Raw genomic sequence first — 14,624 nt, 5'->3', positions numbered from 1 at the left:
ACTCTAAAACTTGTATTTATCCCAACTTCATATTACCTTTAAACTCAATTTTAAGCATAGGATAGACCATGGGCAAAACTATTTGGATAAACTGCTGTGAACCTTCGGCAGACGTATATGCCAGCCAGCTTATAACCTGGCTAAAAACTCATCATCCCCAAATAAACATCATCGGGATGGGAGGAGAGCTAAGCCGTAAAGCCGGCCTAAAAGCCCTATTTAGGGCTGAAGAACTTTCTGTAATGGGATTTACCGAAGTCTTTTCCGCCTTGCCCCGCATCCTCAAATTGCTAAGGAACATAAAGCAATCTCTTAAAAAAACAAGGCCTGACCTTATCCTTCTTTTAGATGCCCCTGACTTTAACTTTAGGCTGGCCAAATATGCCTGGCACCTAAACATACCTGTTTTTTACTACATTGCTCCTCAGGTTTGGGCCTGGAGGAAAAATAGGGTTCATTTTCTAAAAAAATATATCAAAAAAATATTTTGCATTTTCCCTTTTGAAGAAGATTTTTTAAAACAATATAAAGTAAATACCTCCTATGTGGGAAATCCACTATTAGATATCATAGACTTTAATTCCTTTAAAAATATAACCAGAGAAAAAAATAAAATCTTATTGCTACCAGGAAGTAGATATAAGGAAGTGCATTCTTTGCTACCACTTTTTAATGAAGTATGCTTAAACTTACAACAAAAGAAAAATTATCAATTTACTCTTATTAAGGCAGATAACATAGACCTGAAAACAATAACCCAATACCTTAACCCCCAATTAAATTGTAAGATTGTAGAAAGAAAATATAGATATCAAGAAATGGCCAGCAGTTACCTGGCCCTGGCTGCTTCTGGCACTGTAACTCTGGAGTGCGCACTAATGCAATTACCCACCATTATCACCTATAAGGTATCTTCTCTAACCTATCTGGTGGGTAAATTATTAATAGATGTTCCAGCAATAGGGATGCCCAATCTAATATTAAAAGAAAAAATTTTCCCAGAATATATTCAAAAAGAAGCTAATGTAGAAAACATCTTACAAAGCATAAACTTATGGGAACAGGAAAAAACCTACAACAACACTATCCTAAAATTAAAAGAAATCAAAACTATTTTGGGAAATAAAAAAGCTTCACAAAGTGTGGGAGAAGAACTGCTCTCTTTTTTAGAACAGTTAAACTAGTAAGTCCACAAAAACAAGGATATTCTAAATTCCCAGCATCTATCTTTTTTTCACACTCACTCCAGGCAAATAAACGATAAGGAAAGGATAATCACCAGGCAAGCTAAAAGGCTAAAAATAAAAAAACACTGACAAAAATGTTGACAAATATAAAAAAATATATAAAGTAGCTTTTCTCGATTGACGCGGGGTGGAGCAGCTTGGTAGCTCGTCGGGCTCATAACCCGAAGGCCGGAGGTTCAAATCCTCCCCCCGCTACCAAAAAAAGAAAAAAAAGGTGGTAAGTTTTAAAGCTTACCACCTTTTTTATTTTTATCTAAGCTTAAAACCAATAATTATATTCCCCGTAAAACCTATACACCCCTTCTCCTTCTTGTATGAGTTCTTTGGAATAACCAAATCCCAGGGCCAGATTATCCTGTCCTAATAAGGAACCTCCAACTCCCAGTTCTAAAAAAGGCCCCCAACCATTTTGATTGTTATAAACCACTCCAAATTCTCCAAAAGGCCGCCATACTCGATTATAGTTGTCTCTATTTTCCAGACCAAAATCCAAAACCAGGCCTGTTTCCCAGAAATCCGCTGGTAGCAAATCTGGTGGCTGAACTGAAAACCGATTTAAATAGCTACTCTGATTTTCTGCATAAGAATTATAAAGCCAGTAATTGCGTAAAGTCAAAGAAGGATAGCCCACTCTAAGCTTTTTACTTATTTGCCAAAAACTACTTCTACTCTGACCAAAGAGATTATACTTTAAATCTCTATATCTACTAAAATCCTGGCTAAACTCTGTCTGCCAGCTATCGGTTAAATCATAAACTAAATCAAACCCAATTCCTTCCCTAAGCCCTAAAGTCTCCACAAGTAAATTTTCAGAAGCAAAGTCATTACCATAAACTCTAAACCTTAAATTCAGTCTATTATTCAAATAAGAAGAAAACTCTAACTTCCCGCCCCAAACCTCTTGTTTACTTACTATTTTCCATAGAGAAAATTTTACTTCTTTTCTTTCTCTTTTATAGCTAAAACTTAAAGTATATTTACTTATGTTATCTGGAAGGTTAAATAAATTGTTATCCCTCTCCTTGATTAATTTATCTTCTAATAAAACACTATAACTTAAATACTTATTCCAATCAGACAAAACCAATACTCTATTAGTCCAGATATCATAGTCTTTATGTAAGCTAGCCTCTGTAGCCAGGTGTATTTTATCCTCACTTTCTTCTATTAAATCTTTAAATTGTTTATAGAGTAAAAAGTCCTTTTTATTCTTATCTAGGTTACTAAAAGCAACTTCTTTACTCCTATCTATTCTACCAATCCTGCGTAAGCTTTCAACTTCATCTCTTATAGGTAACCTGAATAAAAAATTTTGGGTTAACCGGGCTAACTCCTCTCTATTGTCCTGCTCCAGGTTCATACTCATCTTAGCCCAGGGGGGAGCAAATCCATATCTTTTTTGTAAAAAAATTGCTTTTTCATAACTTCCCCGTGCAAGAAGATAGCTATAATAAAGGTTTAAATATTCTTCTTCTGGGAGTATCTCTTTAGCTTTTGCTAATAATTTTTTTATTTTTCCAGGAGAATCAAAATAAAAAGACAATCGCAGATAGAGATAAAGATTGTCCTTATTAGTTAAAAATTTATCATCTTGTTTAATCCTTTCTTTTATTAAAGCATAAGCTCTTTTTCTAAGTTTTATCTCTCTGTTTTTATATTCCTCGAGTGAGCCTAAAACATCTGCATAATCAACCAAAAAACTAATATCTTGTTTGTTTTTATCCAAGTACTTATCATAGTAAAAAATAGCTTTTTGATTATACTGTAAATAGGTATAAGCAGAGCCAACTACTAAATATAGGGACTCATCTACTAACTTATTTTCTTCTAGATACCTTAAAAAAGTAAGTAAGTCCTTTGTCTCTCCCAACTCAATAGCAGCATAAATATACTCTCTAGCTAAACTATTTTGCCTATATTTTAGATAAAGCTCTAAATAAATATCCAATGCTTCCCTTTTCTTACCCAGCCAAGTTAAAGATTTGGCCTTTAGTAATAAAATATTTATATTATTTTCCAAAAAGTGTTTATCCTCTTGGGAAAACTTTTCTATTTCTGTATAAAGCAGTTTATAGTCCTTTAATCTATCTAAGACATAGGCATAATTTAAGAAATAAATAGGCTCTTTATATTTCTTCCAGGCCTCTAAATAAACCCTTTTAGCTAAATCAAAATCTTTCTTTTTAAGGCTAAGTATTCCTAAACGCTCAAAATCAACCTTTCTAGCTATATCGTGCTGAAACAAAAAGTAATTAACCTCCAGACCAATTTCATCTTTTTGCATAAGCCAAGATAAATCACTTAAATTATACCAATAATCTGGCTCAGTAAAATCCATTTTGTCCTTAATCGAATATAGTTTTTGCAACGCATGGTCATATCTTCTTTTTATAAGTAAAATTTTAGCATAAAGATTAACTTCTTCAGAATTTAATTTTCTAACCTTTTCTATTTCTTTTAAATAAAACAGGGATAAATCAAGCTCTCCCAAGGAAAAAGCTAGCTCTGAGGCTATAAAATAATAATTAAAAGCTATCTTCTTGGGTATTTTTTTAAGTAAAGCAAATACCTTTTCTGGAGAACCAATATAGATATAGGCTTTAATGAGGCTATCTACATAAAGATATTCTTTTTTCCTTACTTTTTCCTCTAGTAAATCTACAATCTTATCTAATTGATTTAACTCTAGACCCAGCTTAATAATTTTATTACTCAAGTTTAAACTGGGTTTTAGTTTATATATTTGCTTATAATAGGAAAAGGCCAGGTTTGTTTCTCCCTGCCAAAGAGAAATTTGAGCTAACCATTGAAGCCAGAAGATATCTCTTTTATTAAGTTTATAACCTTTTAAAGCTGTTTTATAGGCATTATCTAAATCATTATTTTCTACAAATACATTAAGAGCCAGTTTTAAAAGCTCTGTTTGTTGCTTTAAATTATCTTCAGCTAGAGCAAGATTTAAATTTAAAGCAAGCAAACAAAAAATCAAAGTAAAAATTACTTTTTTCATCTTCAATTTAATTTTCTCTCAAAATTTTCCTTGATAGAAACTGTGCTTCTTTCCTGGCTCCAACTTTTCTAGCCAGAGATAGAAAATAATTATAACTGGCATAATCTCCAGGAATCTCTTTCAAATAACTATGTAAATATTTTTTAATTTCTTTTACCTTATTCCCACTTTCTAAAACTTTAAAAGCTGATATTAAAAATTTTTTCTTTTGCTTTTTGTCCTTACTTTCTTTAAACAATTGAAAATAAATCTCAGCACTGGCCAGGTATTTACCCTCTTGTTCGAGCAAAACAGCCTTTTTTTGTTTCCAGAACAAAGAATTGGGGCTATCTTTGACTATGAGTTCTTCTAAAAAAAACATTGCCTTTTTAAAATCAGACTTAGCCAGAGTAAGTTCAAGCCCCTTTTTAGCCCACTTCACATCTTCCTTATAAAGGCCATAATTTTCAATTATTCTAAGCGCTTCTGCAGATTGCCCCAGCCTCCAGTACTCCTCATAAAGCCAGGACGGTTTTACTTCTTCTTTTATTTCTATTTCCTTAAGTAAGCTTAAACACTTTTGTAAGTAAGCTATGGCTTTTTCGGGTTCTTTGTTTTGCAAAGCAAAAAACCGACTTTTACTTAAATCATAGCGCAAAAAAGGGCTTAATTTAATCTTTTCTCCCAATTTTTCAGCGTTTTCCCACTCTCCCTTATGTACATAGCCTTGAAAAAGTACTCTGGCATAATCCACCCGTGAATATTTTTTTACCAAAACTTCCAGATAGGAAATTGCTAAATCCAAATTTTTCTGTTCGCTTAAGACATAAAAGTCCAAAGACTTTCTGGGAAAAACTAAAAATAAAGCCAATAAAAAGGCTCCTAAAATAAACAAAAGCTCACTTCCAGTGACAACTTTTTCTTCACTGTCTACAGGTAATTCTTCCTGCAACTGTTTTCTCTTTACTTTGAAAAACATATGTATCTACTTTTTTCTTTACTTTCACTTTATTTTTAAAATCAAGACGACAACCATCTGGCAAAAACAGCTCTCCCTTTACAGGTCTAAAAGAGGTAAATTTAAAATCAAAGCCTTGTTTATATTTTTTAAATCTCAAAACCTTTCCATTTAAAGAAATTATATATGGTTCTTTTTTATTTTTTAAATTAGATTTTGTGCGTACCTTTATTCTGTAACTATCAGGCTCTAAGTGATAGTAATAAAGATTTTTATCTTGCTTTCTTCCCCAGCTATTTGAAACAATGCTTTCCTGGCTCAACCTTAAGGTGCCAAGGTTAAATTCCAGTCCAAAGTATTTTCCCTTTTTAACTACTTCTAAGCCTTCACTAGTTTTAAGTATGACACTATTATAAAAGGCCAACACCCTTTGTAAAAACTCAGAAACATAAAGGGGATGAATGTCTTGCTGCAAGCAAAAATTGTATACCTCTTCCAAAGCCTTTAAAGATGCAAGTTTAGAACCAGAATAAAAATGATAATATATGTCTATGGGTTTTAACCTTTTGGGACTTTCGGTTTTTAAAAAGGTCTGGATTACCTGCTTATAGCCATAAAAGGGACCGCTCCATAAGTTGGTGTAAAGGTTTTCATTTTGTTCAGGGGCAAAAATTTGAATAAACTTTCCCCTTTTAAAGCCCAAAGGAACTATCCTGGAAAACCAGGGCTCTTGATTGGTTATTGTCGTATCACCCCCATTAATGTTGTATAAACCCTGTTTGTAAGCAATTTTAAGAGCCTTTTCAGTGGGCAAACAATCTCCTGTCCAAAAAAACAAGCGTAAGGGTTTAGAGGTAAGTTGACTCAGAAAATCAACTGAACCTATAATTTCCCTTTCCAGATTAAGGGTATAGTTTTTAAGGGGTAAGTTATAAAATTCTCCTGTTGTATCTTCTAACTCCTCCTTCTTCAGCAACACTTTTTTCCATTGAAAAGGATGCGAATAGCTATGGCTGGCTGGCTCCACATAGGGAAGTTGCCAAATCTTTTTAACTAACGTTAACATCTTAGCTGAAAGTTGGGGATAAAGTCCATGAGGAGCAATTTCTGCCTCAATAAAAGAAACTCCATGGGGCAAGGTATATTTTTTTAAAATTTTTGAATAAATGATTTCTGCAGCCAGCTTATCTGGTTCAAACTCAGCCCTACTTACTGCTCCATCTCCATCAATATGAGCTATGAAAATCCTTTTCCCCATTTCTGTGCTTACATCAGGTATGGGAAGAAGAGGTAGTTCCAGCATCTCCTGAACCAGTTGAAAAGGGTCAACAACCCAGATTTCTTCTGGGCTGTTGAGCAAAAAACTCTCTCCCCAAGCATACCCACCCCAGGGAGTTTTGGCCATAAGCGTAATTTGCTCCTTTTTATTCTTTAACATTAACCAGGGCTCTCCTCTTTGGAGCACCAGGCCTGTATCTTCTGCTCTTATTCTAGGTTCAATCTCAAAGCCCAAATACTTTTTATTAAACCATAAATTAAAGTTTTTATCCTGCACTTCTACTAAATCCAGGCCCAGAGGATTTAAAAACTCCTTTTCTTCTGGGAAACCAAAACTTTCCAAAAATAAAACCTTATTTCCTTCAGCAATAGCTCTTTTAACCCACACATAAAATCGGGAATAATCTTCTAAAACACCTTTATTCAACCAGACGATAATTCCAGCATATCTATCTTTTAAAGGAAACTCAGGTAAACTTCTGGACACATTTTTTATCTCTGGAACAAAACCTAAGTATTCTAAAGGAAGGGAAATAAGCCTTGAAGGAGAATTTTTATAAATATCATTATAAACGCTCCCATCTGTTAAAATTAAAACTTTGCGAGGATAAATACACTTTTCATTTATTCCCAGAGCATTAAGTTCTCCATTACTGATATAAGGAATAAATCCAAGCTGTTGTATCTTTTGAGATAACTCCAGACCTTTCTCCATTTCGCCAGGCTTTAAATAGTCAATAACTATTATGGGCAACTTATATTTACTCTTAATACCCTTAAGTAAAACAAGAAGTTTCTCTCTTTCTTCAGATTTCACTGGAACATAACTTTGATTTACAGCATCATATCCCCAAAAAAGAGACTCTACAGCTAAAGCGTCTATATCTTGAAAGACCTTAGGTATTATTTCAAAACCCCTATTGAGAATAATCAGCTTCTGAGGAAATAACTTTCTTAGAGTCTTAATCAGCTTAACCTCTTGTTCAAAATAAGCCTCTAATTTCTCTCCCTTTAAAAAAAGAGTAGCTGAGTCTAAGGTATCCAGAAAAATACCTCCATAATCTTTAGTTAAAAGTCTTTTGGCCCTGGCTAAAAGATAATCAAAATACTTCCTATTAGTTAAATCCATTACCTTAGAGTCCCATCTTTTATTTACTCCCAGGACCCAATCTTTAGCTATTGCCTTATCCAGACTTTCTCCCACACTCAAATAGGCTATATATTTAGTATCTAAATCATAAGTAACTACAGGCTTTTCTTCTAGGTTTTTATCATCCACAACAATATACTTACAATAGGCCAGCATTTCTTCAGGAAGTCTATTTCCATAATAAAAACACATTCCATCCTCAATTTTTTGGGCCCAAATATTACCTGCTAAAAAAATAAAGATTATTAAACTAATACTCTTGAAAGGCAAATGTCTCATATTCTAAATCTTCCATTACTTTACTTAATAAAAATAAGATTAAAACAAAACAAACGAGCAAAGAACAAGAAAATCCATAACCATAAAAATATGGACCTAATTTTATACTTAGGTAAGTAAAAATAAAATTTAAGACAAAAAATAAAATAGACATAATAAGACAAATAATTCTTTTATTCAAATAAAATAAAAAACTTAAACAAAAGGTAAACCCAAGCTGCAACTGAGCTCCAACCAGGTCCACATAAAAAAGTGGTAGATACAATTTGGGAATATTGAGCAAAGAAAAAATATCCTCTGAAGTTAAGAACAAAATCAAGGTAAATATACCCTGCACTATCATTATCTCCCGAATGGCCATTCTAATACTTCTAATCATCTTTTTTTTATAGTAAAAAATTTCCTCTAAGGTTCCCTTCTCTCTAACAGCATCGTAAAATTTTTCATATTTCTCTGCAAAATCTACTTCCAGGCGATAAAAAAGCACAGACATTCCAGGAACAATAGAAAGATAGGCCAAAAAAATAGGTAAGTCATAAAGAATGGAATTTTTTAAACCGCCAATAACTACTCTTCCTGTATCCCGGGAAAACCAAAACATAAATTTATCTATCCAAATACCAAGATTATAAAAAAGACCTATTAAAGCATAGGTAAGGTAAAAATTATCTTTTTGCAAAAAATCAAAAGAAATAAAATTGTTTAAAACAAAATTACTACCTATCAAAATTAAGGAAAAATAAAGAAGAATACTTAGGCCTAAAAGAAAAGAAAAAAGCAAACCAGATAATCCATATTTTTTAAAATAAAAAGAAAAAACAAATATACTTGCAAAGGAAACAAAGTATAATAATAAAAGTTTTTTATACTCTTTTAAGCCAGAGAACAAAACATTGACAATCCAGATTCCACAAAGAGCAATAAAAGAAAAAAGTATTAGAATTTTAATAGTCAAATCCAGAGAGTTTAAAAATAAACCTATACCAATAAACGCCCCAATTATACCTAGCCCAAAAGATAATAAAAGGGCTCCCATTAAATTGGGGAATACCTGTTCTTCCCTTTTTTGAAAAATAAAATCTGCTATACTCCGAACAAAAGAAAGCTGAAAAGAACCAGTAAGAATAAGGCTAAGGGCCAGCAAATAGGTCACTAGACTTTGAAACTGGAGAATAAAAAGATTATCCTGCTGGGAGTATGCAAAATAACCCACCAACAAAATGCTGATAATAGAAATTACCCAAGGACCAGAAATCAGCACAGCACTATAACCATAGGCTACAAGCAGGGAAAATAGTTTTTGTTTTTTTAAAAGTTTTTTTAGTTCAAAGGCTATACCGGCCATTTACTTAATGCCTCTTGATACAACATCTTATAATTATTATAAAAAACCTTCTGAGAATAAAAAGTATGGACTCTTTTTTGAGCTACCAGACTTGCCTTTTGCCATTTTTCTCTATCTACCAAAAAATCCAGATACACCCGGGCAATTTCCTTAGGACTGGCCAGGGGCACAATCTCTCCAGCTTTGCCTAGGGCTTTATCTTCTCCTTCCTGCCCATAGATCAAGTCCTTACATGCCCCCACATCTGTGGCCACCACTGGCACTCCACAGGCAAAGGCTTCTAAAATGACCAGAGGCATTCCTTCGCTTATGGAAGTTAAGGTCAACAATTTTACTCCGGGCAAAATTTCTTCTGGTTTTCTAAAGCCTAAAAACTTTATTTTATCTTCCAAACCCAAAGCAGCAACCAAGTCCAGACATTCTCTAGCATATTCCTCATCTTCTTCTGTGGGTCCAACAATCCAACCTTCCACATCCTTCTTTTTAGTCAAAAGAACCCCCATGGCTTTTATAAAAGTCTTTATATCCTTTATCTTTACCACTCTTCCGATATTTACAATTACATTTTTTCTTTGCTGCTTCTCTTTTTTAAATATACCTAGATTTATGCCATTGGGTATAACCAAGCATTTTTCTTTAGGAGCACCTATTTTAACCTGTATATCTCTAGCTTTAGGAAAAAGGGAAACTATTTTAAATGCTCTATTATAAGTTATTTTAGCCAATCCTTCAAATAAGGAAATCCAGATTTTCTTTATATCTAACTTACTTTTATCAGATGAAAATAAATTATAACCAGAAATATTATCTTCCTGAGAAAAAATATCAATTTTTCTCTCCCGCACATAAATACCATGCTCAGTTAAAATAAAAGGTATGTTTCTATCATAAGACAATAAAGAACCCAAAAATCCAGCATAGCCAGTTGAAGGGCTATGAATAACTTTACATTTAAAATCCAGTTTACAAATTTTACTAGATTCAAGTACAGGTAAGTGCAAATTTCTTATTTGCCAAAAATAGTCAATAAAAGGCAATTCCTTGGCACTTTGTAAGTAATTTTGAACAATAAAGTCAAAACTATCTCTAGAGTATAAAAATTTATCTGCCTCCAAATCTTCATAAAAGGTCCTGGGGGAGTGAAATACTGGAGGAAAATTGGGCTCTAAGCCCTTATACCACTTATGTAGCTTGAAAACATCTTCAATCGTGCTTTTTTTTATCTTTAAACCTTTTTTTATTTTAAAATACGCAAAATCAAAAATAAAGACAGCTTTTAGGTATACTAAATTTTCTGGGAAAGTATATTGTACCTCACCATAGTCTTCTTTTTTACTCCCTAAAAAAACAATTCCAAATTTGTATTCAGGAAAAATGGAAATTAAATGATGAATCCAGGAAGAAACTCCACCGCGTACATAGGGATATGTTCCCTCAGCTAAAATTAAAATATCAAAAGACTTCTCTTTTTCCAATAGGGTATATTCTTTCACTTAACTAACATCCTCCAGATAAGCCCAAGTTTAGGATGCTCTACAAACTCTTTAAATTCATTGGCTATTTTTTTAAGGCTGGTAAAATCTCTTAAAGCAAAAAAGGCTTCAGCCAAATAGGGAATCGTACTATAGTTGCTAGCTCCGTATTCTTTAGCCCTGGACAGCCAGAAAATAGCCTCTTGTTGCTTACCTTGCCGCAAAGCCATTCTTCCCAACAAAACCAGCACATAAGGGTCTTTGGGTAAAACCTTTTTGGCTTCTTCCAAGAAGAATTCTATCTTCTTTAAAATTACCTTTTCCATTTCTGTATCTACCAAATTATAATAGAGAAAGTCCCAAAAGGCATAGGCTATATTACGAGCCAGAATAGCCTTTTCTTTCTTTTCTTTTGCTCCATGATATTTATCTAAAAAATATTCTACCTTTTTACTTATCCTGGTTTCCAATTTATCCAGAACACTATATCCCAAAAGCCTTACTTCATCTTCTTTATCCTTTAATAAGTTTTCTACAATTCTTATACTCCAGGGACTTTTATATTGATTTAAAAGGTTGATTAATTCCAGTCTTATTTCTAAGGGAACATTTCCCTTTTCAGGCAAAAGGGATACACTTGCTTCTCCCAATCTTCTCATACCAAAATTAAAAGGTTTAGCCCAAATATTATCTTCTTCTTCAAATAGTACTTTTTCCTTACTAATTGTTTTATTTTTTTGTTTAAGAATAAAAATAAAAAATATAGAAGAAAAAACAGGATTTAAAACAGTCAAAAGAAACACAAGTAAAAAGATAAAAATATAACTTTTTTTATACAAATCTTTAATCAAAAAAATAAAAAAAGTTAAAGCTAAAATAAAGCAAAATACAATATAAAATAGTATATAGTTATCAAAAGTAATCATAATAAAGCTAGAAAAGCTCTTACTTCTTGTTTGATTTTGGTCAGAGAAGAGTTGGCAAAGGGTATTATTTGATAATCTCTAAGCTCAAAGCCTTCCTTTTTAATCCTTTCTACAAATCCCAAAGCGCCATTTTTACCTTCAAAGGGGAAAAGAATAAGGGCTATTTTTTTATCTTGCCAGGTTAAAAACTCTATTCTATCCAGAAGTCTAAGCCTTAACTTATAACTCTTTAAATAGTTTTCCAACTTGGGATTTAATAAAATAGCCACCAGGGAGCTATTAAGCTTATATTTCTCTCCCAGGTAAGATAAGGTATACACATCCTTTACAAAACGAGGGTCACAATATTTACAAAGCTCATCTTTAAAAGTATCTTTTACAAAACCTATCCGCATGGCCAAGTAGGAAAGGGTAATAAACATAGCCATAAAGTTTTCTTGATTAAAGTCTAAGAACTCCATTTCTCTTACCAATAAAACCAGTAGAGGTTTATTGTCCCAGTTAAAACCAGGAATAACGGCTAATAAATTGTTATCCAGGTCTTTTTCTTCTGAAGAAATAAAGATAGCTTCTTCTTGTTCAAAAAAATTTTGAATTAACTCCACTTCCCTGGTGGCAAGTTTTTTCTTTTTTAGATTTGGGGTATAAAACTCTAAATTTTTTCTATCTACCAAAAGTAAATCAAAATCTTTTACCTTAAAATAATTTTTTATTACTGCCTCCAGTTTTATAAGTGCCTCTTGTTTTGATTTTTGGAAAGCAGTTTCTATTTCGTACAAAATATTTCTCAAACTATAAGGTTTAGTTAAATATTTTTCTTCTAGCTGATTATGTGATATTTTCAAAACATAAAAACTTCTACCCAGCTCTCTTAATCTATTCTTAAAGTATCTTAATTTTTCTTCATTACCTCTTATCTTACTATTCCAATAATAGTTAAACTCTCCGCATACCAAAATAAATAAAAAATTCTGAATATAAAAAAGATAGGGAAATTCAGAATAAAAAAAATATCCCTCAATAATAAACAGAATAAGCAAGATTAAACCAGCACTCAACCCGTAAAATAAAGTCAAGACAACTGAAACCAGCAAAGTATAGTTTAAGTGGCTATGTAAAAAGAGAGGGTCTTTTGAATTGAAAAATAAACCCAACACAAAAAATAGGAAGGCAAAAATAATAGTCTCTAAGATTATTCCCCAAAGAGAGCTACGCATACTTAAAAAACTTCCTCTACAAGTTCCAACAACACTTCCTGAGCTACTGTACCTAAAGACTCGTGTCCCCAGCCGCTCTTAGCCCCAACTCCACTCCAGACAATGCTTTCCTTTTGTACATCCCACAAAGCCAGACGAACACTTACTGCAGGCTCTCCATCTATCCCTGTTTTATACCTCCACTCATTAACTTCTCCACTCAAAAGATATTCCAGACCATCGTCTTTGGCCTGAAGTAAAAATTTATTCACTTCTTGAGGTAAATACTCGTCCTGCAACTTTTCCTGTAAATAAAACTTTACCTTAACTTCCCTGGCTTCCAGAATACCTTCTAAGATACTACTAGCTCTAAATCCAGCTAAAGGAGTCTCTGTATTATTCTTCAAAACCACCAAACCCAACTTTTTTTCCAGAGGATAAGAAAAGTCCCCTTGAGTTTTAACACTAGAACAGCCCAACAAAAACAAGGAAAGTACCATAAAAATAAATATTCTTTTCATTGTCTATCTCCTTTTACTATTTTTTAATCAAAGTCAGAAAGCAATCCACCTATATGTAGCTTATTAGCTAACATATAATTTTGATATTGACTTTTAATCCTAAAAATAGCTACTTGCAACTGTTCGTTCATAATTCCATTTCTATAGGCAGTATAAGCTTCAATAAAAGCAGCTAAATTATCACACACTTTTAATAATTCTCCATCTTTTGGGTCAAATTCATCTTTATTATAATTTACTTCCAGTTGTTCTAAAGTCACTTCCCTTACTTCTTCCTGTAAAATAACTGTAGAAGTAAATTCTGACCCCACATCAAGACCTAAAAAATATTTTAGCCTTTCCACCACCAGAGGATAATCCTTTAAAAGCGAAAATATCCGTTTTTCCAATTCACTTTCTTCATACTCTCGAATGAGATTGCTAATTTTAGGTACAGACTTTTTTACCGGTGAAATAATATCCCTGGTTAAAAGCTCGGGTAAGTCATGAAACAAGCCTGCAAAAAAGTTATTTTGTCTTCTTTTGGGGCAAGCCCCTATGACCAAACTGAAGAAATAGGCATAGCAGGCAACGATAAAAAGATGTCCTAAAACAGAAGTTTCTGGAATCCTGGGAGTTTGAGACCAGCGTTTTTGGAATCTAAGCTGCCCCCATAAGTTAATTACCTTTTTCAAGGCATTGTCTTCTTCAGCAAGTAATTCAGCAACTCCCTGCAAAAAGGTGTATTGTTGAATCTGTTGCTTAAAAGAAGCATCAATTTCTGCCATTTCTGGATCAAAAGCATTTAAGTCCCTAATCAAGGAAAACTCCCACCAGCTGGCCAATAAGTGGGCTGCCTCCAGGATTTGATTGCTAAGTCCCTCTTCTTTTTGCTCTTTAAAATAATTGACAAGTTTTTGCCAAAAACTTTCACCCAGACACTCTATCTTAGGATGAAGCTGTTCTAATACCCAGGAAGTAAGTTCAGAAAAATGGGCTGGATTTCCTTTTATTTTATAATAAATAGGGGGTTTTATATCTGTGATAATTAAACGATAAAAATAATCAAAAATTCCTTTTAAAATAACTTCCTCTCCAAGTTCAATTTGCTCTTCTTCCTGTAAATCCTTACTATTTAAGAGGTACAATACAAAAGCCAGCATCATCTTATGGGCTTGCTTTTCTACTTCTACCAATTCAACAGGTCTTAGCTTATCATTCCATCTTTTCATAAAAGAACCAGAAAATACAAACTGCAGCAAACTTTTTCTAACTGTAAGCATA

General features: G+C 32.9%; 10 protein-coding genes and 1 tRNA gene. 2 read left to right on the top strand and 9 right to left on the bottom strand.

Annotated elements, in window-relative coordinates; translation table 11 throughout:
- Window positions 1-68 precede the first annotated feature (68 nt).
- Both lpxB and ACTCIM_RS04680 read left to right on the top strand, forming a co-directional pair.
- A complete protein-coding gene (lpxB, locus tag ACTCIM_RS04685) occupies window positions 69-1,184 on the top strand; it encodes a lipid-A-disaccharide synthase (protein WP_472314124.1) in 1,116 nt (371 codons plus the stop codon).
- Window positions 1,185-1,368: 184 nt separating this feature from the next.
- Window positions 1,369-1,445 (top strand) — tRNA-Met (locus tag ACTCIM_RS04680).
- 61 nt (window positions 1,446-1,506) lie between these two features.
- Here the strand turns inward: ACTCIM_RS04680 and ACTCIM_RS04675 are convergent.
- The 9 genes from ACTCIM_RS04675 to ACTCIM_RS04635 all read right to left on the bottom strand — a co-directional run bounded on the left by ACTCIM_RS04675 (window position 1,507) and on the right by ACTCIM_RS04635 (window position 14,623).
- A complete protein-coding gene (locus ACTCIM_RS04675; RefSeq protein WP_472314121.1) occupies window positions 1,507-4,257 on the bottom strand; it encodes a tetratricopeptide repeat protein in 2,751 nt (916 codons plus the stop codon).
- A 7-nt stretch (window positions 4,258-4,264) separates the two neighbouring features.
- On the bottom strand, window positions 4,265-5,215 hold the full coding sequence (locus ACTCIM_RS04670; RefSeq protein WP_472314119.1) for a tetratricopeptide repeat protein: 951 nt from the start codon (window positions 5,213-5,215) through the stop codon (window positions 4,265-4,267).
- Complete coding sequence (locus ACTCIM_RS04665; protein ID WP_472314118.1) at window positions 5,160-7,814, bottom strand: endo alpha-1,4 polygalactosaminidase; 2,655 nt, start codon at window positions 7,812-7,814, stop codon at window positions 5,160-5,162. The genes ACTCIM_RS04670 and ACTCIM_RS04665 overlap by 56 nt, the downstream gene beginning before the upstream one ends.
- A gap of 58 nt (window positions 7,815-7,872) precedes the next feature.
- Window positions 7,873-9,246 (bottom strand): exopolysaccharide Pel transporter PelG, encoded by a 1,374-nt coding sequence (gene pelG / locus ACTCIM_RS04660; RefSeq protein ID WP_472314115.1) that lies wholly within the window; start codon window positions 9,244-9,246, stop codon window positions 7,873-7,875.
- The gene (gene pelF / locus ACTCIM_RS04655; RefSeq protein ID WP_472314112.1) at window positions 9,234-10,739 is read right to left on the bottom strand and encodes a GT4 family glycosyltransferase PelF; all 1,506 of its coding nucleotides are present in this window, start codon (window positions 10,737-10,739) and stop codon (window positions 9,234-9,236) included. Before pelF ends, pelG begins: the two co-directional genes overlap by 13 nt.
- Window positions 10,736-11,512, bottom strand: coding sequence for a tetratricopeptide repeat protein (locus tag ACTCIM_RS04650; RefSeq protein WP_472314109.1), 777 nt, complete (start codon window positions 11,510-11,512; stop codon window positions 10,736-10,738). The genes pelF and ACTCIM_RS04650 overlap by 4 nt, the downstream gene beginning before the upstream one ends.
- 128 nt (window positions 11,513-11,640) lie before the next feature.
- Entirely contained in the window at window positions 11,641-12,861 is a 1,221-nt protein-coding gene (locus ACTCIM_RS04645) for a hypothetical protein (protein ID WP_472314107.1), read from the bottom strand.
- A gap of 2 nt (window positions 12,862-12,863) precedes the next feature.
- On the bottom strand, window positions 12,864-13,361 hold the full coding sequence (locus ACTCIM_RS04640) for a hypothetical protein (RefSeq protein ID WP_472314105.1): 498 nt from the start codon (window positions 13,359-13,361) through the stop codon (window positions 12,864-12,866).
- Window positions 13,362-13,384: 23 nt separating this feature from the next.
- Window positions 13,385-14,623, bottom strand: a complete 1,239-nt coding sequence (locus ACTCIM_RS04635; protein ID WP_464278509.1) for an HD domain-containing protein — start codon at window positions 14,621-14,623, stop codon at window positions 13,385-13,387.
- Window position 14,624 lies beyond the last annotated feature (1 nt).

This window comes from Desulfonauticus sp. (assembly GCF_055126295.1).
This window is presented reverse-complemented; position numbering and strand designations above follow the sequence as displayed.